This is a genomic window from Halorubrum orientale (assembly GCF_059623105.1).
On record NZ_JBSPSR010000001.1, the window covers coordinates 100,837 to 123,327 of the forward strand.

A 22,491-nucleotide genomic window follows, 5' to 3' on the forward strand; every position below is an offset into this window, starting at 1 on the left:
GATACCGGTATGCGACCGCCACGAACGTTTCTCGACCGACCGGCCAAGCCGACCTGCTCGCTCGGCGCTGGCCGCCTACGAGCCACGTCGCGATGACAGCGCGTCGGCTCCGGTTTACCGCCCCGCGGACGGTCGACGTCGAACGGGTTCCCAATCCGACGCCGGGACCCGACGAGGTCCGCGTCGAGACGACCCTCTCCGCGATCAGTTCCGGCACCGAGCGGTTAGTGTACCGCGGGGAGGCCCCGGACGACCTGCCGGCGGACCCAGCCCTCGAGTCGATGGACGGTGACCTCTCGTTTCCGCTCGCGTACGGCTACGCCGCAGTCGGCGAAGTCGATGCGGTCGGCGAGGACGTCGACCCGGAGTGGCTCGGCCGGCGGGTGTTCGCCTTCGAGCCCCACGCGAGCGCGTTCACGGCTGAGCCGTCGTCGCTCGAACCAATTCCGCCCGGCGTCTCAGACGCCCAGGCGACACTCCTCCCGACCGTCGAGACCGCGGTCACGTTCCTACTCGACGGCCACCCACGCGTCGGCGAGCGGGTCGGGGTCTTCGGCCAGGGGATGGTCGGACTTGTCACGACTGCCCTGCTCGCCGCCTCGCCGCTCAGCGAACTCGTCACGGTCGACGCCTGTGCCGCCCGCAGGACGCTCTCCGAACAACTCGGAGCCGACACGTCGCTCGAACCGGGCGAGACAGCCGTTGATCGGCTCCGGACTGGTGAGCCGGCGGGTCGTGACCTCACCTACGAGCTGAGCGGGGCCCCGGCTGCGCTCGACGACGCCATCGCTGCGACCGGCTACGACGGCCGGGTCGTCGTCGGGTCGTGGTATGGAACGAAGCCGGTCGAACTCGACCTCGGTGGGGCGTTCCACCGCGACCGGATCGACGTCTCGAGCAGTCAGGTGTCGACGATCGACCCCGCGCTTCGCGGGCGCTGGTCGCCGAGCCGCAGACTCGACGTCGCTTGGGAGTGGCTCGAGCGACTCGACCTCGAGCCGCTTCTCACCCACCGGGTCGAACTCTCGGCGGCTGACGAGGCGTACGAGCTGCTTGAGTCGTCGCCAAACGAGGCCGTCGGCGTCCTCTTTACGTACTGAGGTCCGTCTCGTAGCAGACGCGCGCGGTCTCGTCTTCGTGCATGCAGACGGTCGCCTGCTCGATCCGTGCCGTCTCGATGCCCTCGAGCAACCGGTCACAGAACACCCGTGCGAATCGCTCGACGCTTGGATTGTGCCCCGTGAACCTCGGCTGGTCGTTGAGCGTGACGTCGGTGTACGCCTCGACGAGGTCGTCGACCTGGGCGGTGAGTTCGTCGATGTCGATCAGGTAGTCGTGGGCTGACAGCGTCGAGCCGGCGAGTTCGACTGACACCTCGAACCGGTGTGAGTGGAGCTCGTTTTCCGGCCCGCAGTCGGGGACGGTCAGGTAGTGCTGTGCGACGAACCGACGCGAGACGCGAACCGTGTACACGGCTCCGGCTTAGTCCGCGCGATCAAAAGCGTGTCCCTCGTCGACGAGTCGGTGCGAACGCGGCTCCGTCGAAAGGGGTTTTCACGCCCAGTGCGCACACTGATCGATGGCCTCGACCGAGAACGCCGACACCGCCATACGACTCGATGCGGGCTGGCGGCACCTCACCGTACTCTGGGCGATTCCGACGGTCGTCGGCGCCACAACAGTCACCGCGCGCAGTGGTTCCCGCGGCGCGCTCGTCGGCGTCATCGCCGGTGGTATCGTCGCCCTGGCGGCCATCCGCGCCGCCGTCGTCGATGCGGAGGCTCGCGCTGGACTGGAGCCACTAACGGCTGCGACGGCACTGACGGTCGCTCGCGCCTCGGCCCTCGCGCTGCTTGGAGCGTCACTCGGTGCCGGTCTGTCCGCTGGTCTCCACCCGTGGTTCGCTGGAGCGATGTTCGCGGTCGCCGCCGGTGGCGACGCGGTTGACGGCGCGGTCGCTCGGGCTCGTGATGCGGTCACGATGCTCGGTGGCTCACTCGACGCCGAAGTCGATGGGGCGACCGTCCTCGTCGGCGCAACCGTCGCGGTCGCCGCCGGTACCGCCGTGTCGGCGTTCCTCGCCGTCGGTCTCGCTCGGCCACTCTTCTCGTTGGCGCGTCGCCGCCGCCGGCGACGTGGACTTCCCACCCACGACCTCCGGCCGAGCCGACTTCGCCGGCCGATCGGGGCCGTGACGATGGTCGTGACGTGGCTCGCGGTGTCACCAGTGATCGGCACCGACACGAGTCGTCTCCTCACGGCTGCACTCGCGATTCCGGTCGCCGCGTCGTTCGCCCGCGACTGGCTGGTCGTTAGTGGCCGGCTGTGACCCAGCCACGAGGTCTGCCGTCACGACTCGCGCCGATACAACACGACGAGTGCACCGATCAACACGACCTGTGCGAGTTTGTCGACTCCCGAGATCGGTGTCACTGCTGGCGGGGCGGGGAGTCCGGGGCTGTTGAGTGCGTACCACAGCACTATCTGGCCGGCGGTGAACGGGAGTCCGAGGAGGTACACCGTCGGTCGGAACCGGTCGACCACGACGAGCCACACGCCGCCGACGAACCCAGCAGCCGCGACGAGAAACGACACACCCATCGCCAGCGATACTGTCACACCGGTATCGAGTCCAGAGAGGAGAAACCGCCCACCCAACACCAGGTGGACGAGCGCGCTCACGAGGGCCGCGACGATACCGATCCAGTGTGTTCGACCGAGCGCTCCGGCTCGACCTGCCGTCGTAGGCGCCTGCTGTGACCCTGCCATGTGTTGTGTAGACGCTCGACACACATCGACCTTTGGCCGGCGACTCCACAGGGTGTGAGCCGGACGCCCGCAGAAATACCGGGGGAATCGGCACGCCGCTCCGGTAACCGCTGGAGCGATGCGCCTACACTGACCGACCGCCTGCACCGACTTATACTCGCGTCAGACGTGCGCGCGCCACGCGCGACCGGCCTCGTCTCGACGCCGTCGACTACTCGTTCGTGTGCCGGAAAGCCGATACGTGTGGCCACGAACTACTGCACGTGAGTTTCGCGGACCTGTTCGTGCGGGCGGCAGCAACCGACTCCGCCGTCGACGCCGAGGCGATCCGTCGAGCCCTCGCCGAGGAACGGACCGTCCAGCCCCGCTCGGACGAGCCCGACGCGCTGGACGCCACGCAGTACGACCGGTTCGACGGTGACCCCAGCCCCGCGCGGGTTGTCGCCGACGCCGACGTGTTGGCGGCGGACCTCCTCGGCATCAACCATGCGCGATCCGCACTCGACCTGCTCCGGACCCACTCGTGGACGACGCTCGTCGCCAGTGACGTCCTGTTAGACGACCTTGAGGCGGTTGTTTCTGCCCTTGCCGACCCGGAGCTCGCGCGTGACTGGCGGACGCAGATCGCACACTGGCGGACACCCGTCTCACACCCCGCCGGGGACCATCCTGCGCTGTCGTCGGCGTACCGTGGCGGCGCGATGCAGGTGATCTCGCTTGACCCAACCCTCACCGGACCGCGTGCAGCCGCTGGCCTCCGCGACCGCCTACCGGTGAGTGCCCGTGAGCCACGCGCGTTCGAGGCAGTGTTCTCGCCTGCGCGGCTCTATCCCGAAGTCGCAGACGACCCGTACCCGGGGCCGGACCGGGACGCTCGTTCGTGGTGAGCATTGCGACCCGGACCGCAGGGACCGACCTATCAGCCTCGTATCACCGATCCGCGAACCACTCGGCGAACTTCTCGAGCGCCCGACCGCGGTGTGAGACGGCATTCTTCGCCGCCGTCGACATCTCTGCGAGCGTTTCGCCGTCGTGTTCGAAGATCGGGTCGTAGCCGAACCCCCCGTCGCCGCGCGGGGCGACCATCCGGCCCGGAACGGCACCCTGAAACAGTTTGACTGGCAGGACGTCTGTCGATGTCGTGGGCTCGGTCGGCCCCTCGGCTGACGCCTCGTCCGAATCCCGCGCCGGCCCGGCGGCCGCAGCCGCACTCCGGTCGCCGCGGTCTATCGGGTCCGGCGTGGCGGCGAAGTCGTTCCCGTCACAGTACGCGAGCGTACACCGAAACGCGGCGCGTCGGTTCTCGAGGGTGCGGGCGATCTCCCACACTTGGTCGATCCCGAGCGTGGTCTCGACGTACGACGAGTACGGGCCGGGGAAGCCGTCGAGCGCCTCGATGAACAGTCCCGCGTCGTCGACAAGGACGGGACCGCCCGCCTCGCGGTACGCCTCTCGGGCCCCGCGTGCTGCGATCGGCGCGAGCGAGTCGGCCTGTATCTCCGTGTAGTCGAAATCGAGCTGGCGCACCGTCCCGTCCGCCAGGTATGTCTCCGCCTCGCGGACCTTCCCGGCGTTCGTCGTCACGTACCTGAGCATGTCGTCGCTGCGGTCGCCGTCGACGAATAGGCGTCGGTCGCCGTCGATGACGCCGGATCTCTGTGAGGTTGTGAGGGCCTCGATCACCCAATCAGTCGCGGTCTGGTCCGGCCGTCTACTCGGTCACAGCCTCGACGACCCGCGTTGCGAGCGCCTCGAAGTCGGCGGCCTCGGGAACGACGTCGACCGTGAGGCCACAGTCGGCGGCCGTCTCGGCTGTTGGCGGACCAATCGCGCCGACGACTGCGTCGTTTGCACCTGCCACTGCCTCATCGCGCACACCCCGGTCCGTGGCGGCCGCGAGGAAGTGCTCGACGGTGAGCGAGGAGGTAAACGCCAGTCCGTCGAGGTCGCCGGCGGCAGCCAACTCGGCAGACTTGCCGGCGGCTGTCGGGCGCTGGAGCCGGTACAGAACCGTTTCGGTCACCTGTGCGCCCGCGTCGTCGAGCCCTTCGAGGAGGACCTCGCTGCCGTGATCCGAGCGAGCCACGCTCACGTGCTCGCCGTCGACCCGTCCCCGAAGTGCCGACACGAGACCCGCAGAGGTGTACTCCTCTGGAACGACGTCGACCGACCACCCGGCGTCACGCGCCGCCGCGGCGGTCGCTGGGCCGATAACGACGAGGGTTCGCCCGCCCGGGTTCCATCCGGCTCCCGCGGCGAGCTCGACGCCCGTCTTGCTTGTGAAGACGACGACAGGGGCGTCCGCGGGTGTCGCGCCCGTCGGGTCGACAGCGAGCATCGGGTCCGAAACGGGCGTCGCTCCGAGCGACTCGAGGAACTCGACGGCTCGATCGATGCGTTCGTCTGCGGGTCGAAACACGGCGACCACCGGGGACGCGTCGTCGCTCACGACGGCTCACCACCACCGCCGCCGGTCGATTCGCCACTCGATGTCCCTGCGTCGTCTCCCGTCGAATCCGCGTCGTATCGGTTCTGTATGAAGTCGACAATGCGGTCACGGGTCGCGGCGACCGCGCCGATAACGGTGATCGCTGGCGGCTCGATCCCGGCCGTATCGCGCACGTCGACGATCGTCTCGAGTGTCCCCGTCGCGACGGCCATGCCGGGCCAGGTCGCACGCTCGACGAGGGCGACCGGGGTGTCGGCGGCGAGCCCGGCGTTCCGTAGTTCGGCCACGTACGCCGGGAGCTTGCCGACGCCCATCAACACGACAATCGTCCCGCCGGTGGCCGCGAGCGCCTCCCAGTCGACAGCCGACTCGTCTTTCGTCGGGTCCTCGTGGCCGGTGACGAACGAGACCGACGAGGTGTACTCACGGTGGGTGACAGGGATGCCGGCGACCGCGGGTCCGGCGATCGCAGAGGTGACCCCCGGAACGATCTCGAACGGGATCCCGGCGTTGGCGAGGTGCTCGGCCTCCTCGCCGCCGCGGCCGAAGACGAACGGATCACCGCCTTTCAGCCGTACGACGGTCTTCCCGTCGTGTGCCAACTCGGCGAGCCGCCGGTTCGTGTACTCTTGTGGCGTCCACTCACCGCCGGCGCGCTTGCCGACGTCCTCGCGTTTCGCTTCGGGTATTCGCCCGAGGATCTCCGGCCCCGGAAGCTTGTCGTGGAGGACGACGTCGGCCGTTTCGATCAGCCGCGCCGCCTTCACGGTGAGTAGGTCGGGGTCACCCGGCCCCGACCCGACGAGGTACACCATCCCCTCCTCGCTCCGGTCGGGGTGTGACTCCGGCTCAGACATCGGCACTCTCCTCGGGTCGACTCCCATTGTCCCCGTTCTGTTCGCCATCTGCTGTCCCCCCCTTCGCGGGCTCCGCTTCGACTGCAGCGCGTGCAGCCGCGATCAGGTCGCTCGCGCCGCGGTCGGCGAGGTCGGCCGCGAAGGCCTCGGCTGCGCTCGCGTGCGACTGGATCGGCAGATCCCGCGTTCCCGCTACTTCCTCGGTGCCGTCGGTCGAGAGCACCCGCACGCGGGTGTGGACGTGCTCGCCTTGTACCCGGGCCGAGACGCCGATCGGCGCGATACACCCGCCGTTGAGCTCGGCGAGAATCGTTCGCTCGACCGTCGTCGCGACGCGCGTCCGCGGATGGTCGACCGCCGACCGAACTGCCTCGATCACCGCTGGGTCCGTCGCGGTCACCGCGATCGTTCCCTGCCCGGCCGCCGGAACGAACTTGTTTCGCGGGAGTCGGGTCGTTCGTTCCGCGTCGTAGAGGTCGGCTCGGCGGAGTCCGGCCTCTGCCAGCACGAGCGCGTCGTACTCGGTCTCGACGCGCCGCTCCATCGCCGCCCGTTCGAGATCGGAGCGTGAGTCGAACCACTCGTCGACGCTCCGCTCGAACGACGCCTCGTCGTCTTGGGTGTTGTCTGCTCCGTCGCCGGTGTCGTCCGCGTCGTTTTCGGGGACTTCCTCGAGTTCCCCGGCAGCGATCAGTCGTCGCTCGTGTTCCGCTTGGAGTCTAGGCGCGAGCAGCTTTTCCAGGCGGGTATCGACGTTTCCGCGGATCGGCTCGACCGCGAGATCCGGCCGAGTGGCTCCGAGTTGTGCGGTGCGCCTGAGCGATCCCGTCCCGACCACGGCGCCCGCCGGGAGGTCGGCGAGTGCCGCGCCCTCCGGGTGGACGAGGACGTCGCCAGAAGCCGCTCGTTCGGGGACGCCGGCGACGACGAGATTGTCGAGTCCTTCCGTCGGTACGTCTTTCATCGAGTGGACGGCGAGGTCGGCGTCGCCGGCGCGCACCTCCTCGTCGAGGGCGTGGACGAACGCCCCGATCCGCCCGAGCTGGTGGATCAGCTCGTCCGGGATCTGGTCGCCGCGGGTCTCGACCCGGCGAATCTCGACGTCGCGACGGCGGGTCGAGAGCGCGTCGCGGACGGTCGCGGCCTGTCGGAGCGCGAGCGCAGAGCCCCGGGTCGCGAGCGTGAGCGTTTCGGTCATACCTTCATAAAGACGCTCGGCGTTCAAAAGGGCACCAGTTCCCGCGTGGTCGCGTGCATCCATCGGACCGAAGGTGTGTTAGTGGTAGAGGCCCTTACATCGACAATGGAAGCACCCGAACAGTATCCGTTCGACGTGGCAGCCCTCCGCGCGGATTTCCCAATCCTCGAGCGATCGGTCGGGGGTGACCCGACGACACCCGGCGAGGGGCCCGACGACGACGTCGGGCTCGTCTACCTCGACAACGCGGCGACCTCACACACGCCCGATCCAGTCGTCGAGACGATCGCGGACTACTACCGCACGTACAACAGCAACGTTCACCGCGGCATCCACCAGCTGAGCCAGGAGGCATCCGTGGCCTACGAGGAGGCCCACGACACCGTCGCCGACTTCATCGGCGCCGTGGGCCGCGAAGAGGTGATCTTCACGAAGAACACGACCGAGGCGATGAACCTCGTCGCGTACGCGTGGGGTCTCGAGACGCTCGGACCCGAGGACAACGTGGTGCTCACCGAGATGGAACACCACGCCTCGCTCGTCACCTGGCAGCAGATAGGCGCGCGCACCGGCGCGGACGTCCGCTACATCGAGGTCGAAGCCGACGGTACCCTCGACATGGACGACGCGGCGGCGAAGATCGACGACGACACTGCCATGGTGTCTGTCGTCCACATCTCGAACACGCTCGGGACGGTGAACCCGATCCGCGAGCTCGCGTCGATGACGCACGCGCACGACGGACTCATCTTCGCGGACGGTGCCCAGTCGGTGCCGAATCGCCCAGTCGACGTCGTCGACCTTGACGTCGACTTCTTCGCGTTCTCGGGTCACAAGATGTGTGGCCCCACCGGTATCGGCGTACTCTACGGTCGACAGGCACTGCTCGAGTCGATGCAGCCGTACCTCTACGGCGGCGAGATGATTCGAAAGGTGACCTTCGAAGAGTCGACGTGGGAGGACCTGCCGTGGAAGTTCGAGGCTGGGACGCCCTCGATCGCCCAAGGGATCGGCCTCGCAGCTGCGATCGACTACCTCGAGTCGATCGGTCTCGAGCGAATCGAAGCGCACGAGGAGCTGCTCGCCGAGTACGCACACGAACAACTGAGCGACCTCGACGGCGTCGAGATCTACGGTCCCGGCGGCGACGAGCGCGGCGGGCTCGTCGCGTTCAACGTCGACGGGGTCCACGCACACGACCTCTCGAGTATCCTCAACGATTACGGCGTCGCTGTCCGCGCAGGCGATCACTGTACCCAGCCGCTACACGACAAACTCGGCGTAGCCGCCTCCGTTCGCGCCTCATTTTACGTCTACAATACCGTCGAAGAGGTCGACGCGCTCGTCGAGGCGGTCACCGCGGCACGCGACCTCTTCGCGTGAGTCGCTGACGCGGTCGACTCCGGCCCGACGGAACGCTTTTGACGGCGACAGGCCTAGCTCGGGCAGCAATGGGACTTGGCTCGGACATGTACCGACAGCAGATCCTCGACCACTACAAGAACCCCCGAAACTACGGGGAACTCGAGGATCCGGACTTTACCCACGTCGGCGAGAATCCCTCCTGTGGCGATACGATCCAGATGGAGGTCGACCTCGCAGACGACGGCGAGACGATAGCAGCGGTCCGGTTTACCGGCGACGGCTGTGCGATCTCGATGGCGGCCGCAAGCATGCTCTCTGAGGAACTGCACGGAATGACGACCGACGAGCTGGACGCGCTCGAAACCGACGACGTCACTGATCTGCTCGGGGTCGACGTCTCTCCGATGCGGATCAAGTGTGCCGTGCTCGGCCGACAGGTGGCCCAAGACGGCGCGAAGATTCACGCCGGCGAGCTCGACCCCAACGCCGAACGAACGATCACCGAGGAGTGAGCGTCCGTCGGTTGACCCCGCCGAGCTTTTGCTCGTGAGCCCCGTTTGGTTGCCCATGAGCGACGAGTTCGATAAGGAGGCTGAACGCGAAAAGCTTCGAAAGAAGTTTGCCGAGGACGAACAAAAGCGCGAACACACACAGCGGCTCTCTGAACTGCTCTTGCAGGGCGCCACGATGACTAATCGCCACTGTGAGACGTGCGGTGACCCGATCTTTCGCCACGAGGGCCGCGAGTTCTGCCCGACGTGTCACGCGACCGAGGACGGCTACGAGGTCCCCGTTGAGACGCCAGCGGCTGCAGACGCCAACGGGAGCGACACCGCCGAGAACGACACCACCGAGAGCGCCGCCGCTACCGAGAGCCACGCCGCCGAGAGCGCCGCTGCTGCCGAGAGCGCGTCGACGACGGCAGACGCTGGCGCCGGCGTCACAGCCGACGTAGAGTCTCCGGAACCCGACGCCGCCTCCGAGGCCCCAGGAGACGGGCCTGCTGCCGGTGAGCGGGCGGCTCATCTGTCACACGTCGCGGACGCGGAATCAACGACACCCAAATCCGACGCAGACGTCACACCACCTGCTACCGGGCCCACCGGCGCCGGGACTCGACAGGCGAGCGTGGACGTAGGTGATGTGACGGCCGCCCGCGACGCCGTGATCGAGACGCTGACACGGTTCGCCCAGGCCGCGGCCGAAACCGACGACCCTCGACGGGCACGCGAGCGCCTCGCCGCGGCGAAGGAAGCAGCAGAGACGCTCGCGGCGCTCGATCACTGAACGAGTTCGCGCAGGCGCGGCTAGGCTCCGACGATCACGCTCGACCACTCTCGACCGCCTGTTCCATCTCCGCGGCGAGCGTCTCGGCGCGGTCGACGTCGCTCGACTCTGCGTAGATCCGGATCTTCGGCTCGGTTCCGGAGGGTCGTACGAGCACCCAGGCGTCGCCGTAGTCGAGTCGGTACCCGTCCGTGGTGTTCGGCGTCGCGTCAGCGGCCTCGACGAATGCCCGTGCGGCCGCGAGCATCTCGTCGCGCTCGTCGGCGTCGTCATACGACACGTTGATCCGGACGAAGTGGTAGTCGGTGTACGGGGCGAGTACGTCGCTGACGCGGACCCCACCAGACCCGGCGAGCAGCTCAAGGAAGCGCGCCCCGATGTAGGCGCCGTCCCGCGAGAGCCGGTACGGGGGAAAGAACACGCCGCCGTTCCCTTCTCCCGCGATGGGGACGTGGACGTCCTCGTCGTCGAGTTCGCGGGTGCGTGTGATGATGTTCGTCGCACCGATGGGTGTCAACTCGAGGTCGGCGTCGTTGGCCGTACAGACGTCGACTACCCGCTGTGAGACGTTGACCGCGCTGACGACGGCGTCATCGGGCGTGAGTGTGTCGTCGGCAAGCGCCGCGAACGAGGTGTCCCCGTCGACGACCGCGCCGGTCTCGTCGACGAAGACCGCCCGGTCGGCGTCCCCATCGTGAGCGATCCCGACGTCGGCGTCGGTGGTCGCTACCAGCCGCGAGAGCGCGGTGAGATTGGCTGGAACTGGCTCTGACTCCCGTCCCGGAAAGTGCCCATCCGGGGTCGCGTTCACCGTTCGTACTGCACACCCGAGCTCCCGGTAGACTCGCGGTGAGGTCGTCGAGGCCGCGCCGTGGCCGGGGTCCACGACGACGGAGAGGTCCGCGTCGGCGATCGCCTCGCGGTCGACCGCGTCGACAAGCTGATCGACGTAGTCGTCTGCCACGCCGTCGACGCGCCGCCCGCTGCCGGCGGTCTCCCAGTCCGCCGTGGCGTAGTCGTCGTCGAGCACTCGTCGCTCGACACGCTCTAAGACGTCGACGGAGAGCTCGACGCCGTCGGCACCCACGAGTTTCACGCCGTTGAACTGCGGTGGGTTGTGCGAGGCCGTCACGAGAACACAGGGGCGCGCCGTTGCCTCACAGTACTGCCCGACAGCAGGGGTCGGGACCACGCCGAGCCGGTCGATATCACAGCCGACGGCCGCGAGGCCGCTTGCGGCCGCGTTCGCGAACAGCTCCCCCGTGGTGCGGGTGTCGCGAGCGACGGCCACGCGGTCGGCTCCCCACACCGACCCGGCCGCCTTCGCGATGTCGAGGACGAGCTCTGGGGTGAGGTACCGGAGCGCGACCCCGCGAATGCCGCTGGATCCGAACAGCTCCATACGCGGGCATGTGCCGCCGGACGGGAAATCGGTTCCGAACGGCTCGCCGTCACCCGCCATCAACCGACCGCCCCACACTCGTCGGGTTCAAGCCGGTCCACGCCGTATCTACCGTGTGACTCGACACCGACGTGACCTCTTGTCCGTCGTCGGCGCGAGCCTCTCGGCGGTTGCCATCGGCGGAACCGCGGGCTGTCTCGACACCGCCGCCGGAGACGGTCCCCAAGGGCCAACGGGGACGCCAGCGACGCTATCGTGTGCCGACGATGACTTCGTTCGCCTCTCGCCGCCGGTCAGCGAGCCGGTTACGATGCGCACGGTCGAGACGTCGGCAACGAGCCTCGAACTCTCCACAGAAGGGACCGCAGAGACGTACGGGCAGTCACTCCGGCTCGTGCTCAGAAATACCGGCGACCAGCCGGCGACCACCCGCGGCGAACACGCGTACGCGATACAGCGCGAGACCGAGGCCGGGTGGCGTGAGGTTCGCGGAACGACGGCCGAGACGGCTCCCGATCTCGGCGGTGACACGCAGACACTCACGGCGGGCGACACCTACAGTTGGTCGTTCGAGCTCACCGAGGCGGGCATCGCGGCTGCTGGCCCAGGAGACGAACTCAGCGTCTGTCCACCGCTAGGGCCCGGATCACACCGCTTCGTCTACTGGGGAATAAATGGGTCGGCGTCAGTCGCCGTCGAATTCGATCTCATCGGGTGAGCGGCCCGCGTCGGCTCGGCTCAAATCGGCATCCACGGTGAGGGCTCCCCGAGTCGGTCGCGGATGCGAAACTCTCGTTCGTCGTCGACGCGCGTCTCGACGACGGTCTCGAACGGCTCGTACAGCGTGTGCACGACCTGCTCGTCGTGAGCGGTCGAGCCGACCACGCCGACGAACGGCCACCCCTGCCCCGAGGCCTGTGATGCCAACACGCGGGTAAACTGGTAGATCCGGTCTGGGTCCCAATACTGGAGAAGCTCTGAGAGCGAGTAGACCCCAACCGCGCGGTCGACGCCCTTCGATGACTCGACGACGTCGGTGAATTTGACGCCGATAGCGGTGAGATCTCCTGGGTTTTTGACGTACTTCGTCCGCTCGGTGTCGTTGCCGCCAGTGCCCTGCTGACTGCTCTGACAGTCGATGACGACGAAGTCGGCTGCCGAGTGCCCGATCAACCGCTCGTAGTCGCTTCGGACCGTCTCCGCGGTGCGTCCGGTCGAGACGAGAATCGGCGCGTCGGCCCACCGGGCCAGCAGTCGGATACACAGGTTGTACTTCCCGCTCATCGGTGGCCCGCTGACGAGCACGCTGTCGGCCGCGGCGACAGCGTCGGGAACCGTATCCATGGTTTACACTTCAGGCGTCCCAGATAAAACCGTTCCGAGACCGTCTGTCTCTGGCGTGCGGGAGCCGGCACACACCGTCTCGAGCGTGCGCCCGTCGGGCCGACGACACGACTCGTGACAGTTCACTTCGTGAGTTCGCCCTGGCGGAGACGACACCGCTCACGTCGGCGTCGCTGCGCCTCCCGTCGCCTCGGCGGTGACACTCGGGGTGACCCAGACGACGAACCGGTCGTCGGCGGTGACGATCCCGTGGACACCGGGGTCGTCAGCCGCAGTCCCCCCGTCGACGTCCGCCGATTCAACGTCTCTGACTTGGAACACCTCATCGACGATCCAGCCCACGGTACCACTCGCCTGTACGTGTTCGTCGTCGAAGACGACGATTCGCTCTCGTGACCCTGTCGCACCGATCGAAAACAACGTCTTCGGGTCGACGATGGTCGTCGTTCGGCCTCGAAGGTCCATCACGCCCTCCACATGTGGCGGCGCGTTCGGGATGCGAGTCAGGTCACCAGCGTCGACGATCTCGTCGATGACCCCAATGTCTAAACAGTACGTCTCCTCCCCGAGTGCGAACTCAAGCACCTTCGTCGGATCGCCATCGACATACTCTGTCGGCTCCATATCCTCGCTCGCGTCGACCCGACACATAACCGTACCTCTCGAATTATCAGAGGTGATTCTTGTGGGCGTGGGTTTATACCCGGTCCCAGCACGACACCGTTTATGAGCAGATCGACGGACCGACGCTCCACGTCCACCGACGCACCGCGCGTCGTCGTCGTCGACGACTCACCGTTCATGCGCCAGCTGATCGGCGACATCCTCACCGATGCCGGTGTGGACGTTGTCGGTGAGGCTGGCGACGGGGACGCGGCGCTCTCGGTTATCGAAACGACCCGGCCCGACGTGGTCACCATGGACGTCGAGATGCCCGGGGTGGGTGGCATCGAGGCGGTCGAGCGGGTGATGGCGACGGTTCCGACGCCGATCCTGATGTTGTCTGCACACACCGCGGACGGGACGGACGCGACGTTCGAGGCGCTCGAACGCGGCGCCGTCGATGTCTTCACCAAACCCGGCGGCGAGGTCTCTGCGAGTGTCTCACGAGACGCCGACCGGCTAGCCGCTGCAGTTCGGTCGGTCGCGACGGCCGACCTCGACGCGATGTCGACGGCGTCCCGGCCGCCGGCTGCAGACGCCACCGCCGACTCCGCTCGCAGGTCGGCTCCGACTCCGTCCGGCGCGTCTCGACCACCGGTCGAGAATCTCGAGACGCCATTGACTGCCGTCGTCGGGGCCTCGACCGGCGGCCCGAAGGCCGTAGAGCGGGTGCTCGCCGGGCTGCCTGCGGCCGACTGCCGGGTGCTCGTCGTCCAGCACATGCCGGCTGGGTTCACCGGTCGGTTCGCAGCGCGCCTCGACGACGCCTGCGCTTACGAGGTGCGTGAGGCCGGCGATGGTGACCGCATCGGGGCCGGAGAGATCCTCGTCGCGCCGGGTAGTGCACACCTCGTCGTCGCCAGCTACCGGGCCGGACGCCTCCGCGTACGACTTCGCGAGCCAGCCGACACGGGAGTCACACCGGCGGTCGACGTTACGATGCGGACGGCCGCCGCCGCGGTCGACGATCCGCTCGTCGGGGTCATCCTCACCGGCATGGGTGATGACGGCGCTGCCGGCATCCAAGCGATGGCGGCCGCTGGAGCCCACACGATCGTCCAGAGTCGGGACAGCTGTGTCGTGTACGGGATGCCAAAGCGCGCGGTCGAAACCGGTGCCATCGACGACGTCCACGACCTCGATGACGTCGCTGACGCTATCCTCGGAGGTGTCGCCTAATGGACCCCCACCGCGACGCCTTCCTCGCCGAGGCCGACGACGGCATCACGGCGCTCAACAATGCGCTCTTAGCACTCGAGGCAGACCCGACGGACGAGGCCGCGATGGGCGACGTCTTCCGCGTCGCACACACGCTCAAAGGAAACGCCGCCGCCATGGGCTACGACGACGTCTCGTCGCTCGGACACGCGCTCGAAGATCTCCTCGATACCGTGCGTGCCGGCGAGCGCGACGTGACGCCCGAGCTCATGGACCTGCTGTTCGAGGGTGTCGACGCGGTTGAGGCGTTGCTCGGAGAGATCCGTGACGACGGCGCAGTGACGACCGATCCGACGCCGATCGCCGCGCGACTGCGACACGCACGGTCGATCGACGACGAGGCGACCGTGGACGCTCCCGGCGATGAGGCGACCGTGGACGCTCCCGGCGATGAGGCGACCACAGACGTTCCCGTCGATACGCTCGCATCCACCGGTCCCGTCGACGCCGACGCGGATCACCTCGCTCCGACCGGCGTCGACGAGCCGGCTCGTCTCACCGTGACGACCGCGGAGACCTCGATGCCAGGCGTCGACGCGGCGCTCGTCCTTCGCGCGCTCGCCGAGTCTGCCGACGCCTATGCCACCGACCCAGCACCCTCGGTTCTCGAAGACGGTGCGTACGATGGCCAATTTGAGGTCTTCGTCGCCGATGCCAACGCGAGCCAGATTGCCGACGAACTCGAAGCGCTTCCGCAGGTCGCGGCGGTCGCCGAGGCCGGTGTCTCCAACAAGCCGACTACGCTTGACGGCGGCTCTACAGTGGACGGCACCGAAGGCACTGACGACGAGGATGACACGACCATCGACACCTCGGCAGCTACAGACACTGCCGACGAGATCACGTCCATCCGAGTTGGGGTCGATCAGGTCGACGAGTTATACGGACTGGTCGAACAGCTCGTGACGAGCCGGATCAAGCTCCATCGCGAGCTCGAGGCGGTCGACGTCGACGCGGAGGCGCTCGCGGAGCTCGACAAGCTCGCCGCAAGCCTCCAAGATACCGCGATGAACATGCGGCTCATTCCCTTCTCGCAGGTCGCGGACGCGTTCCCACGGCTCGTCCGTGACATCGCTCGTGACCTCGACAAGCGCGTCTCGTTCGAGCTTCAGGGGGCCGATGTCGAACTCGACCGGACGATCCTCACCGAGATGCGCGATCCGCTCGTCCACGTGCTCCGGAACGCTGTCGACCACGGCATCGAACCGCCAGACGTGCGGGCAGCGGCCGGGAAGGATCGATCCGGGTCGGTCTGGCTCACCGCCGATCGCGAGCGCGACCACGTCGTCATCGAGGTCGCAGACGACGGCGGCGGACTCGACGCTGACCCCCTCCGAGCGACCGCCGTCGACGAGGGGATCGTCTCAGCAGAGGCGGCTGCGTCGATGCCCGAGGAAGAGGCGTACGACCTCGTGTTCCACCCAGGACTTTCGACGGCCGACGCCGTCACGGACGTCTCTGGGCGGGGCGTCGGTATGGACGTCGTCCGCACCACCGTCCGCGATCTCGACGGCTCCGTCTCGATCGAGAGCCAGCCCGGTGTCGGCACTACGATTCGGTTCCGGCTCCCGGTGACCGTCGCCATCGTGACCGTGATGTTCGTCGACGTCGCTGGCACCGAGTACGGCATCCCGATCAAGTCGATCGCGGAGGTATCGTCCGCCGACGGCGTCGAAACCGTCCATGGCGATGAGGTAGTCAGACACGACGACGACCTCTATCCGGTCGTCCGCCTCGCCGAGCGACTCGAGACGGCCGGCGATCGAACCGGCGACTCGAGCCAGCCACTACGCGCACCCACGTCTACAGCCGCACCCGACGGCGGTGTCGACACCGAATACGGCCGTGACTTATCAGGTGACTCCGACACCACACACGCCGACGGTATGCTAGTTCGAATCCGCGCGGGCACGCGCCGGGTCGCGCTTCACTGTGACGCCGTCTTAGATAAAGAGGAAGTGGTCGTGAAGCCGCTTGACGGTCCGCTCTCGGGGACCGCAGGACTCGGTGGAACCGCCGTGCTTGGGGACGGAAACGTCGTCGGCATTCTCGATGTGGTGAGTCTATGACGGCTCGTTCTGCCTTCGAGGGTGTTTTACGAGAGATCGACGACTCGGTGCCGTTCGAGCCGGGGTACTACAACGAGTCGTACCTCGACCGCCGGATCACCGCTCGAATGCGGCGACGCGGGACCGATTCACACCGCGAGTACGAGCGACTGCTCCGCGAGGAAGCCACCGAACGAGAGGCGCTGCTGGACGCGCTCACGATCAACGTCACGGCGTTCTTTCGCGACCCCGAGCTCTGGACTGCACTACGCGGAGTCCTCCGCGAGCTCACCGACAGCCAGCGTCGGGTTCGCGTCTGGTCTGCACCGTGTGCTGACGGCCGAGAAGCGTACTCACTCGCCATGTTGGCGTGTGACGACCGCCAGATCGACGAACAGGCTGTGACCGTTCTCGGCTCTGACATCAGTGAGGACGCGCTTGCAGCCGCGCGAGAAGGCGTCTACTACACGACGCGCACGACCGACGTCGCCGCCGAGCTCGCCCCACTCTCAGACCCGTCCCGACTCGTCGAGCAGGACGGCGACGCCTTTCGGGTGCGACGTGCCCCGCGCCGACTCGTTGAGTTCGATACGCACGATCTAATCCGCGAGGGGTCGCGCGGGCCCTTTGACATCGTGTTGTGTCGGAACCTGCTCATCTACATCGCGACCGAACACAAGCCGGCGCTCTTCGACACGCTCGGCGCATCGATCGCCCCCGACGGGGTGCTCGCCATCGGGATGACAGAGAGTGTGCCGCCACAGCTGGCCGACGAGTACGATCCGATCGACAAACGCCGACGAGTGTTCCGGAGACGCTGATGTCACTGTATCAGTACGCCCGCGAGGGCGACGTAGAGGGGATCAGGGACGCGCTCTCGAGTGAGCGTGCGGTCGTCCGACGCCGTGCGGTCGAACTCCTCGGAGAGCTCGCTGCCCCGGACGATCAGGCATCCATCGACGCGCTGCTCCGGGTGGCGAGCGACGACGCCGACGACCGGGCCCGTGCGGCCGCCGTCGACGCGCTCGCGGCGCTCGGTGAGGCGGCGGTCGAACAACTTCTCGCTGCGTTTACCGGACACAAAGCGGCTGGTGCCGAGTGGGTCACCGCCCGCCGGCTCGCCGCGGCGCTCGACGCCGACAGACCGGAGCTCCGGATCGCGGCGGTACACGCGCTTGCCGGGCTCGACGACCCGAGTACCGTACCTGTCGTCGTCGACGCACTCTCCGATCCGGATCCCCGGGTGCGACGGCGCGCCTGCAGAGCGTGTGGGACCATCGCTGACCCCCGTGCTGTGCCCGCGCTGGTCGACCGGCTCACGGACGTCTCCCAGGTCCGACGCGCAGCTGCCAACGCGCTCGGTAGCATCGGAACGAACCCAGCACTCGACCCGCTCATCGAACTTCTCGGCGACACCGACGAGTCGATCCGTCGGACGGCGGCCGGCGCCCTCGGCGGTGCGAGCACCGCGCGTCCGGTCGAACCGCTCGCAGAGGCACTTGGCGACCCGAGTCCAGTCGTCCGTGAGGCCGCAGTGTACTCGCTGCTCGGTCTGCTCTCGAACGCGCCGACAGAACGGAGCCACGCGATCAGAGACCAGGTCGTCGAGACGCTCCGTGACGTGGACGATGATGGCGTCGTCGACCCGCTCGTCGAGATTCTCTCTGCGGGCCAGGAGACACGTCAGCGCCGAAATGCAGCGTGGATCCTCGGCCGAGTCGCCGATCCACACGCGAGTGCAGCCGTCGAAGCGCTGGTTGCGGCGCTCGGCGACGACGACGCACAGACGGCTCGGTTCGCGACGACGAGTCTCGCCGCGCTCGGCGGCCCGGTCGTCGAAGACCGGTTACTCGACCGACTCGATCCCGAGTACCCGGCGTCGGTGCGGGCGAACGCGGTGTTCGTTCTCGGGCGGATCGGTGGCCGTGAGACGCTCGAACGGATCGAGGCGCTGACCGACGACGAGAGCTCGGCGGTCCGCAAACGAGCGTTCTCGGCGGTGACGGCGCTCCGATCGGGGGGCGTGTAGATGTCGGACATGGACCGCGAGTACAAGCTCGCAGACACCCGCGCGCGGTTCGCCGTCGCCGTCCGCGAGGGTCGGGCGGTGACCGACGTCGCGTGGACCCCTGGACGCGTGTTGTTGTCCAACCGGCGACTCGTGCTCGCCGGCAACGACGGACGACAGACGGTGCCGCTCTCGCGGGTCGACGGGCTCGGCGGCCGCCACGACGCCAACCAGACGATCGCCCGCGTCTCGAACTACGTGAGCTTCGAACTCGACGAGCGGGTGTTGTTGGTCGCTGCGGCCGACCACGAGTCGTTCGAGCGCGACGTCTACCGCGCGCTGCTCGACGGTTCGACGCCGCTCGTCCGTCATCCCGCGGTCGTCGGTGGGGTAGTGAGCGACGCAGACTGGGAGCGGGCACGGCTCGGCATCGGTGAGGACGGGTTGAGCGCTGCGCTCGAGAGCGGTGCCTTCGTCCGGTTCGACCTCGACGACGTCAGCGGGCTCGAAGCGACGGAGCGGACGGTCGCCGACCGCAAACGGCCGGTGCTCGAGGTGGCACACACCGACGACGACGGCACTAGCGTCGAGACGCATCTCGGCGGAGACGCACGACAGATGCGGTTCGTCGAGGCGTGGCTCCGCAAGGGGACCGCCAGAAGCGAGGCGAACGTCGAGCTCTCGAGTCGCGACCGGGAGGTGTTGATGGCGCTGTACTCTGGCGTCTCGCCGTTCGAGATCCCCGCGTTCCTCGGGACCGAGGTCGACGACGTCGAAGAGACGTTCACCCGGCTCGTCGACCTCGAGATCGTCGAACTCGTTCGCACCCGTCAGGAGGTGTCACTCAACGCACGCGGTCGCAACATCGCCAGCGAGGCGATGAACGAGCAGTGAGCCGAGTGGCGGTGGCGAACAGCCGGCGACGTCGCGGTGCTCCCGGCCGGGTCGCCGGACACCCGCCTCGCCCGGACCGGGTCGATTGTCAGCGCACGGACCGACTGGACCCGTCGTCGTATATATGCTGTCGGGTCCGGAGGGCCGTGTGGTGCCGTCGCGGCCGCTGGCGGGTCGGCCGGGTCGGGACACGCCCGGTGTTGTCGACCCACGTTTAAGTGTCGTCGGGTCGACCCGTCGTTATGATATCGTCTCTCGTCGACTGCTTGTCGACTCCCGGCGTGGTTCCGGCCCCCGGGCGCTCACCGCGGACGCCACGCTTCGGTCGGTACGATGCGTGAGCACGCGGTCGATCGGTTGGAGCGCGCGCTGTCCACCGACCCACCGACTGTCGTCGCCGCCGGTCACCTGAACTGGGACGTGACGATCCACGTCGACGAGCTGCCGACGGGCGACGGCGAGACGCAGATTGAACGGCTCGAGCAGTCCGGCGGTGGGAGCGCGGCGAACGTCGCCGTGGGGCTCGTCGGCCTCGGCGGAGATGCGGTCGTCTTCGGCAGCGTCGGCGGCGACGAGTCTGGCGCGGTCGCGCTCCGTGAGCTCGCAGGCGCGGGTGTGAACCCCGGCCACGTCCTCGTCGACCCCGACGCACAGACCTCCGTCACGTACGTCATCGTCGACGCCGCCGGTGCGGTGTCGCTGCTCGCCAACGAGGGGGCGAACGAGTCGTTCGCTGCGGCCGGCCTTGACGACGCGGTGCTCGCGGACGCCGACCACCTCCACCTGACCGGTCAACGACCGGAGACCGCGGCGTCGCTGGCGACGGCGGCGGGTGACCACGGTACTCCTCGGAGCTTCGACCCTGGTCGGCGCGTGGGCGACCGGGCGTACGACGACGCGATCGCTGCCGTCGACCTCCTCTTCGTCAACGACCGCGAGGCGGACGCGGTAGCGGCCGCGACCGACGTCGACCCACGTGAGCCGGCAGACCACGTGGTCGTGATCACTCACGGTGGCGGCGGGGCGACGGTCTACACCCCCGAGGGTGCCGTCCATCACCCGGGGGTTTCCGTCGAGGCGGTCGATACGGCTGGAGCGGGTGACGCGTTTGCGGCCGGCTTTCTCGCCGCGTCGTTTGGCGACCCGGCAATCGCCGACGAGCCGTTTCCGGCCGCCCCAGACGCCTATCGGAAGCCACTCGTCGTCGCCAATGCGTGTGGAGCGATTGCCGCGGAGACGGTGACCGCTAGGGCCGCGCTCTCGTGGGACCGACTCCAAGCGGTGATCGAAGACGCCTCTCCGACGGTTCACACCGAGTGAGGCGGCCGCTTCGGCCGGTGGAGTGCGAGCGGCGAGGTTCTCCGGTCGCGGAACCGATAAGGCCGTTCCACGTCGACGACCGGCATGGACATCGCACTCCTTGGCGGTACGGGCGACATCGGTGAGGGACTCGCACTCCGACTCGCCGCCGACACCACCCACGACGTGGTCGTGGGGTCACGAGACGCGTCGAAGGCGGCGGCGAGTGCGACGGAGTACTCGGAGACGCTTGCGTCGATCGGTGTCGACCGATCGGTCGTCGGGATGGAGAACACGGCGGCGGCGTCACGCGCCGATATCGCCGTGCTCGCCGTCCCACCGTACCACGTCGGTGACACCGTTGAGTCCGTCGCCGACGCCTTAGACCCGGGTAATATCGTGATCTCGCCGGCTACCGGGATGAAGCGCGACGAAGACGGCTTTCACTACCACCAGCCGAGTGCAGGCTCAGTCACACAGATCGCTGCCGGCGCGACACCGGACGACGTTCCGGTCGTCGGCGCCTTCCACAGCCTCGCGGCCGGCCGACTCGCGGACCTCGACGCCGAATTAGGGATCGACACGCTCGTGGTCGGCGACGACGAGTCGGCAAAGCGCACCGTAGCCGAGCTTGCTGAGGAGATCGAGGGGCTTCGCGCCCTCGACGCCGGTGGGCTCGCGAACGCGGCCGAGATCGAGGGACTCACGCCACTTATGATCAATATCGCGAGCAACACCGAGGGTGTCGGCGACCTCGGTGTCCGGTTCCGGTAGGTCGTCGTGTCCCTCGCGAGCGGTCACGTTCCGTCAGGCCTTTGCGCGGTCGGCTCTTCAGAACGGTAGATGGAGTACCTGGAGCGCCGGGTTGCGCTGGTCGAAGACGAGCTTGAGTCGGTGATCGAAGACGTCGAGCCCGACGAGCTGTCGGACGAGCTCGCACACGTCGTCCTTGCCGGCGGCAAGCGCGTCCGACCCGCAGTGACGATCCTCGCCTGTGAGGCGTTCAACGGCGATCCCAACGACGCTGTCGACTTTGCTGCTGGGATCGAGTTCGTTCACAACGCCTCGCTCGTGATAGACGACATCATCGACCGCTCTGATGTCCGGCGCGGCACCCCGTCAGCGTGGGCCGAGTTCGGGTACGGTCCGGCGATACTCACGAGCGACGGATTGCTCGGTGAGGCGTTTGCGCTCTTTTCGAGTCACGACCGCGCGATGCGCACCGTCGCCGAAGCGATGGTTGAACTCGGCGAGGGTGAGGCGACCGAGTTGGCCGCCCGCCCCTCCACCGAGGCGGAGTACATGCGACTGGCCCGCCGAAAGACTGGCGCGCTGTTTCGCGCGGCGGCTGAACTCGGTGCCCTCGCCGGCGGCGCCGACCCAGCAGCTATCGACTCCTTCGGCGAGTACGCAGAACGGGTTGGCGTCGCCTTCCAGATGCGTGATGACGTGTTGGACGCGACCGCGGACGCCGCAGACCTCGGCAAGCCCACCGGTCAGGATGCTGAGATGGACCGGCCGAGCGTCGTACAGGTCACCTCGCTTACGCCTACAGAGGTAGACGAGCGAGCGCGCGAACAGTCCAAGCTCGCACTGGCCGCACTCGAGCAGGCCGACCCGCCGGAGACGGAGGCACTCGCGTATCTACGCGACCTCGCTGAGTTCGTCGTCGTCCGCGAGCGGTAGTCCT

Annotated in this window: 24 protein-coding genes; 15 read left to right on the top strand and 9 right to left on the bottom strand. The window is 67.8% G+C overall.

Annotated features, from left to right (window positions below):
- The first annotated feature begins 92 nt into the window (after positions 1-92).
- Positions 93-1,100: a zinc-dependent alcohol dehydrogenase gene (locus ACWUI7_RS00490; protein ID WP_496640190.1), complete on the top strand. Its 1,008-nt coding sequence runs from the start codon at positions 93-95 to the stop codon at positions 1,098-1,100.
- Here ACWUI7_RS00490 and ACWUI7_RS00495 read toward each other — a convergent pair.
- Complete coding sequence (locus ACWUI7_RS00495) at positions 1,090-1,473, bottom strand: 6-pyruvoyl trahydropterin synthase family protein (RefSeq protein WP_496640191.1); 384 nt, start codon at positions 1,471-1,473, stop codon at positions 1,090-1,092. The genes ACWUI7_RS00490 and ACWUI7_RS00495 overlap by 11 nt on opposite strands.
- A gap of 106 nt (positions 1,474-1,579) precedes the next feature.
- Here ACWUI7_RS00495 and ACWUI7_RS00500 point away from each other — a divergent pair, with 106 nt between their 5' ends.
- Positions 1,580-2,329 carry a CDP-alcohol phosphatidyltransferase family protein gene (locus ACWUI7_RS00500; RefSeq protein WP_496640192.1) on the top strand — a complete coding sequence of 250 codons (750 nt, stop codon included), beginning with the start codon at positions 1,580-1,582 and terminating at the stop codon, positions 2,327-2,329.
- Between the two features lie 20 nt (positions 2,330-2,349).
- Here the strand turns inward: ACWUI7_RS00500 and ACWUI7_RS00505 are convergent, their stop codons facing one another.
- Positions 2,350-2,769, bottom strand: a complete 420-nt coding sequence (locus ACWUI7_RS00505) for a DUF7475 family protein (RefSeq protein ID WP_496640193.1) — start codon at positions 2,767-2,769, stop codon at positions 2,350-2,352.
- 263 nt (positions 2,770-3,032) lie between these two features.
- On the opposite strand from ACWUI7_RS00505, the gene ACWUI7_RS00510 reads away from it, so the two are divergent.
- Positions 3,033-3,656, top strand: coding sequence for a DUF7384 family protein (locus ACWUI7_RS00510; protein WP_496640194.1), 624 nt, complete (start codon positions 3,033-3,035; stop codon positions 3,654-3,656).
- 43 nt (positions 3,657-3,699) lie between these two features.
- Here the strand turns inward: ACWUI7_RS00510 and ACWUI7_RS00515 are convergent, their stop codons facing one another.
- From ACWUI7_RS00515 to hemC, 4 genes are all read right to left on the bottom strand, one after another.
- Positions 3,700-4,365 (bottom strand): non-canonical purine NTP pyrophosphatase, encoded by a 666-nt coding sequence (locus ACWUI7_RS00515; RefSeq protein WP_496640578.1) that lies wholly within the window; start codon positions 4,363-4,365, stop codon positions 3,700-3,702.
- Between the two features lie 115 nt (positions 4,366-4,480).
- Positions 4,481-5,218 carry a uroporphyrinogen-III synthase gene (locus ACWUI7_RS00520; RefSeq protein ID WP_496640195.1) on the bottom strand — a complete coding sequence of 246 codons (738 nt, stop codon included), beginning with the start codon at positions 5,216-5,218 and terminating at the stop codon, positions 4,481-4,483.
- Positions 5,215-6,075: a uroporphyrinogen-III C-methyltransferase gene (gene cobA / locus ACWUI7_RS00525; RefSeq protein WP_496640196.1), complete on the bottom strand. Its 861-nt coding sequence runs from the start codon at positions 6,073-6,075 to the stop codon at positions 5,215-5,217. The genes ACWUI7_RS00520 and cobA overlap by 4 nt, the downstream gene beginning before the upstream one ends.
- Entirely contained in the window at positions 6,068-7,273 is a 1,206-nt protein-coding gene (hemC, locus tag ACWUI7_RS00530) for a hydroxymethylbilane synthase (protein WP_496640197.1), read from the bottom strand. The genes cobA and hemC overlap by 8 nt, the downstream gene beginning before the upstream one ends.
- A 105-nt stretch (positions 7,274-7,378) precedes the next feature.
- Here hemC and ACWUI7_RS00535 point away from each other — a divergent pair, with 105 nt between their 5' ends.
- The 3 genes from ACWUI7_RS00535 to ACWUI7_RS00545 all read left to right on the top strand — a co-directional run bounded on the left by ACWUI7_RS00535 (position 7,379) and on the right by ACWUI7_RS00545 (position 9,925).
- The gene (locus ACWUI7_RS00535) at positions 7,379-8,656 is read left to right on the top strand and encodes an aminotransferase class V-fold PLP-dependent enzyme (protein ID WP_496640198.1); all 1,278 of its coding nucleotides are present in this window, start codon (positions 7,379-7,381) and stop codon (positions 8,654-8,656) included.
- A gap of 68 nt (positions 8,657-8,724) precedes the next feature.
- Positions 8,725-9,150: an iron-sulfur cluster assembly scaffold protein gene (locus ACWUI7_RS00540; RefSeq protein ID WP_496640199.1), complete on the top strand. Its 426-nt coding sequence runs from the start codon at positions 8,725-8,727 to the stop codon at positions 9,148-9,150.
- A 55-nt stretch (positions 9,151-9,205) separates the two neighbouring features.
- Positions 9,206-9,925 carry an Sjogren's syndrome/scleroderma autoantigen 1 family protein gene (locus ACWUI7_RS00545; RefSeq protein WP_496640200.1) on the top strand — a complete coding sequence of 240 codons (720 nt, stop codon included), beginning with the start codon at positions 9,206-9,208 and terminating at the stop codon, positions 9,923-9,925.
- Between the two features lie 34 nt (positions 9,926-9,959).
- On the opposite strand, the gene glmM is transcribed toward ACWUI7_RS00545, so the two are convergent.
- Entirely contained in the window at positions 9,960-11,327 is a 1,368-nt protein-coding gene (gene glmM / locus ACWUI7_RS00550) for a phosphoglucosamine mutase (protein WP_496640201.1), read from the bottom strand.
- 115 nt (positions 11,328-11,442) lie between these two features.
- Here glmM and ACWUI7_RS00555 point away from each other — a divergent pair, with 115 nt between their 5' ends.
- Entirely contained in the window at positions 11,443-12,045 is a 603-nt protein-coding gene (locus ACWUI7_RS00555) for a hypothetical protein (protein ID WP_496640202.1), read from the top strand.
- 20 nt (positions 12,046-12,065) lie between these two features.
- Here the strand turns inward: ACWUI7_RS00555 and ACWUI7_RS00560 are convergent, their stop codons facing one another.
- Together ACWUI7_RS00560 and ACWUI7_RS00565 are read right to left on the bottom strand one after the other, a co-directional pair.
- A complete protein-coding gene (locus ACWUI7_RS00560) occupies positions 12,066-12,671 on the bottom strand; it encodes a DUF7504 family protein (protein ID WP_496640203.1) in 606 nt (201 codons plus the stop codon).
- Positions 12,672-12,830: 159 nt separating this feature from the next.
- Positions 12,831-13,295: a chemotaxis protein CheW gene (locus ACWUI7_RS00565; RefSeq protein WP_496640204.1), complete on the bottom strand. Its 465-nt coding sequence runs from the start codon at positions 13,293-13,295 to the stop codon at positions 12,831-12,833.
- Positions 13,296-13,397: 102 nt separating this feature from the next.
- On the opposite strand from ACWUI7_RS00565, the gene cheB reads away from it, so the two are divergent.
- The 8 genes from cheB (at position 13,398) to ACWUI7_RS00605 (ending at position 22,487) form a co-directional block, all read left to right on the top strand.
- On the top strand, positions 13,398-14,513 hold the full coding sequence (gene cheB, locus ACWUI7_RS00570; RefSeq protein ID WP_496640205.1) for a chemotaxis-specific protein-glutamate methyltransferase CheB: 1,116 nt from the start codon (positions 13,398-13,400) through the stop codon (positions 14,511-14,513).
- Complete coding sequence (locus tag ACWUI7_RS00575) at positions 14,513-16,621, top strand: ATP-binding protein (RefSeq protein WP_496640206.1); 2,109 nt, start codon at positions 14,513-14,515, stop codon at positions 16,619-16,621. Before cheB ends, ACWUI7_RS00575 begins: the two co-directional genes overlap by 1 nt.
- Positions 16,618-17,421: a CheR family methyltransferase gene (locus ACWUI7_RS00580; RefSeq protein ID WP_496640207.1), complete on the top strand. Its 804-nt coding sequence runs from the start codon at positions 16,618-16,620 to the stop codon at positions 17,419-17,421. Before ACWUI7_RS00575 ends, ACWUI7_RS00580 begins: the two co-directional genes overlap by 4 nt.
- Positions 17,421-18,629, top strand: coding sequence for a HEAT repeat domain-containing protein (locus ACWUI7_RS00585; RefSeq protein ID WP_496640208.1), 1,209 nt, complete (start codon positions 17,421-17,423; stop codon positions 18,627-18,629). Before ACWUI7_RS00580 ends, ACWUI7_RS00585 begins: the two co-directional genes overlap by 1 nt.
- On the top strand, positions 18,630-19,502 hold the full coding sequence (locus ACWUI7_RS00590; RefSeq protein ID WP_496640209.1) for a CheF family chemotaxis protein: 873 nt from the start codon (positions 18,630-18,632) through the stop codon (positions 19,500-19,502).
- Between the two features lie 333 nt (positions 19,503-19,835).
- Entirely contained in the window at positions 19,836-20,822 is a 987-nt protein-coding gene (locus tag ACWUI7_RS00595; RefSeq protein ID WP_496640210.1) for an ATP-dependent ribose-1-phosphate kinase, read from the top strand.
- A gap of 84 nt (positions 20,823-20,906) precedes the next feature.
- On the top strand, positions 20,907-21,575 hold the full coding sequence (gene npdG, locus ACWUI7_RS00600) for an NADPH-dependent F420 reductase (RefSeq protein WP_496640211.1): 669 nt from the start codon (positions 20,907-20,909) through the stop codon (positions 21,573-21,575).
- Between the two features lie 69 nt (positions 21,576-21,644).
- Positions 21,645-22,487, top strand: a complete 843-nt coding sequence (locus tag ACWUI7_RS00605; protein ID WP_496640212.1) for a polyprenyl synthetase family protein — start codon at positions 21,645-21,647, stop codon at positions 22,485-22,487.
- The last annotated feature ends 4 nt before the right edge of the window (positions 22,488-22,491 follow it).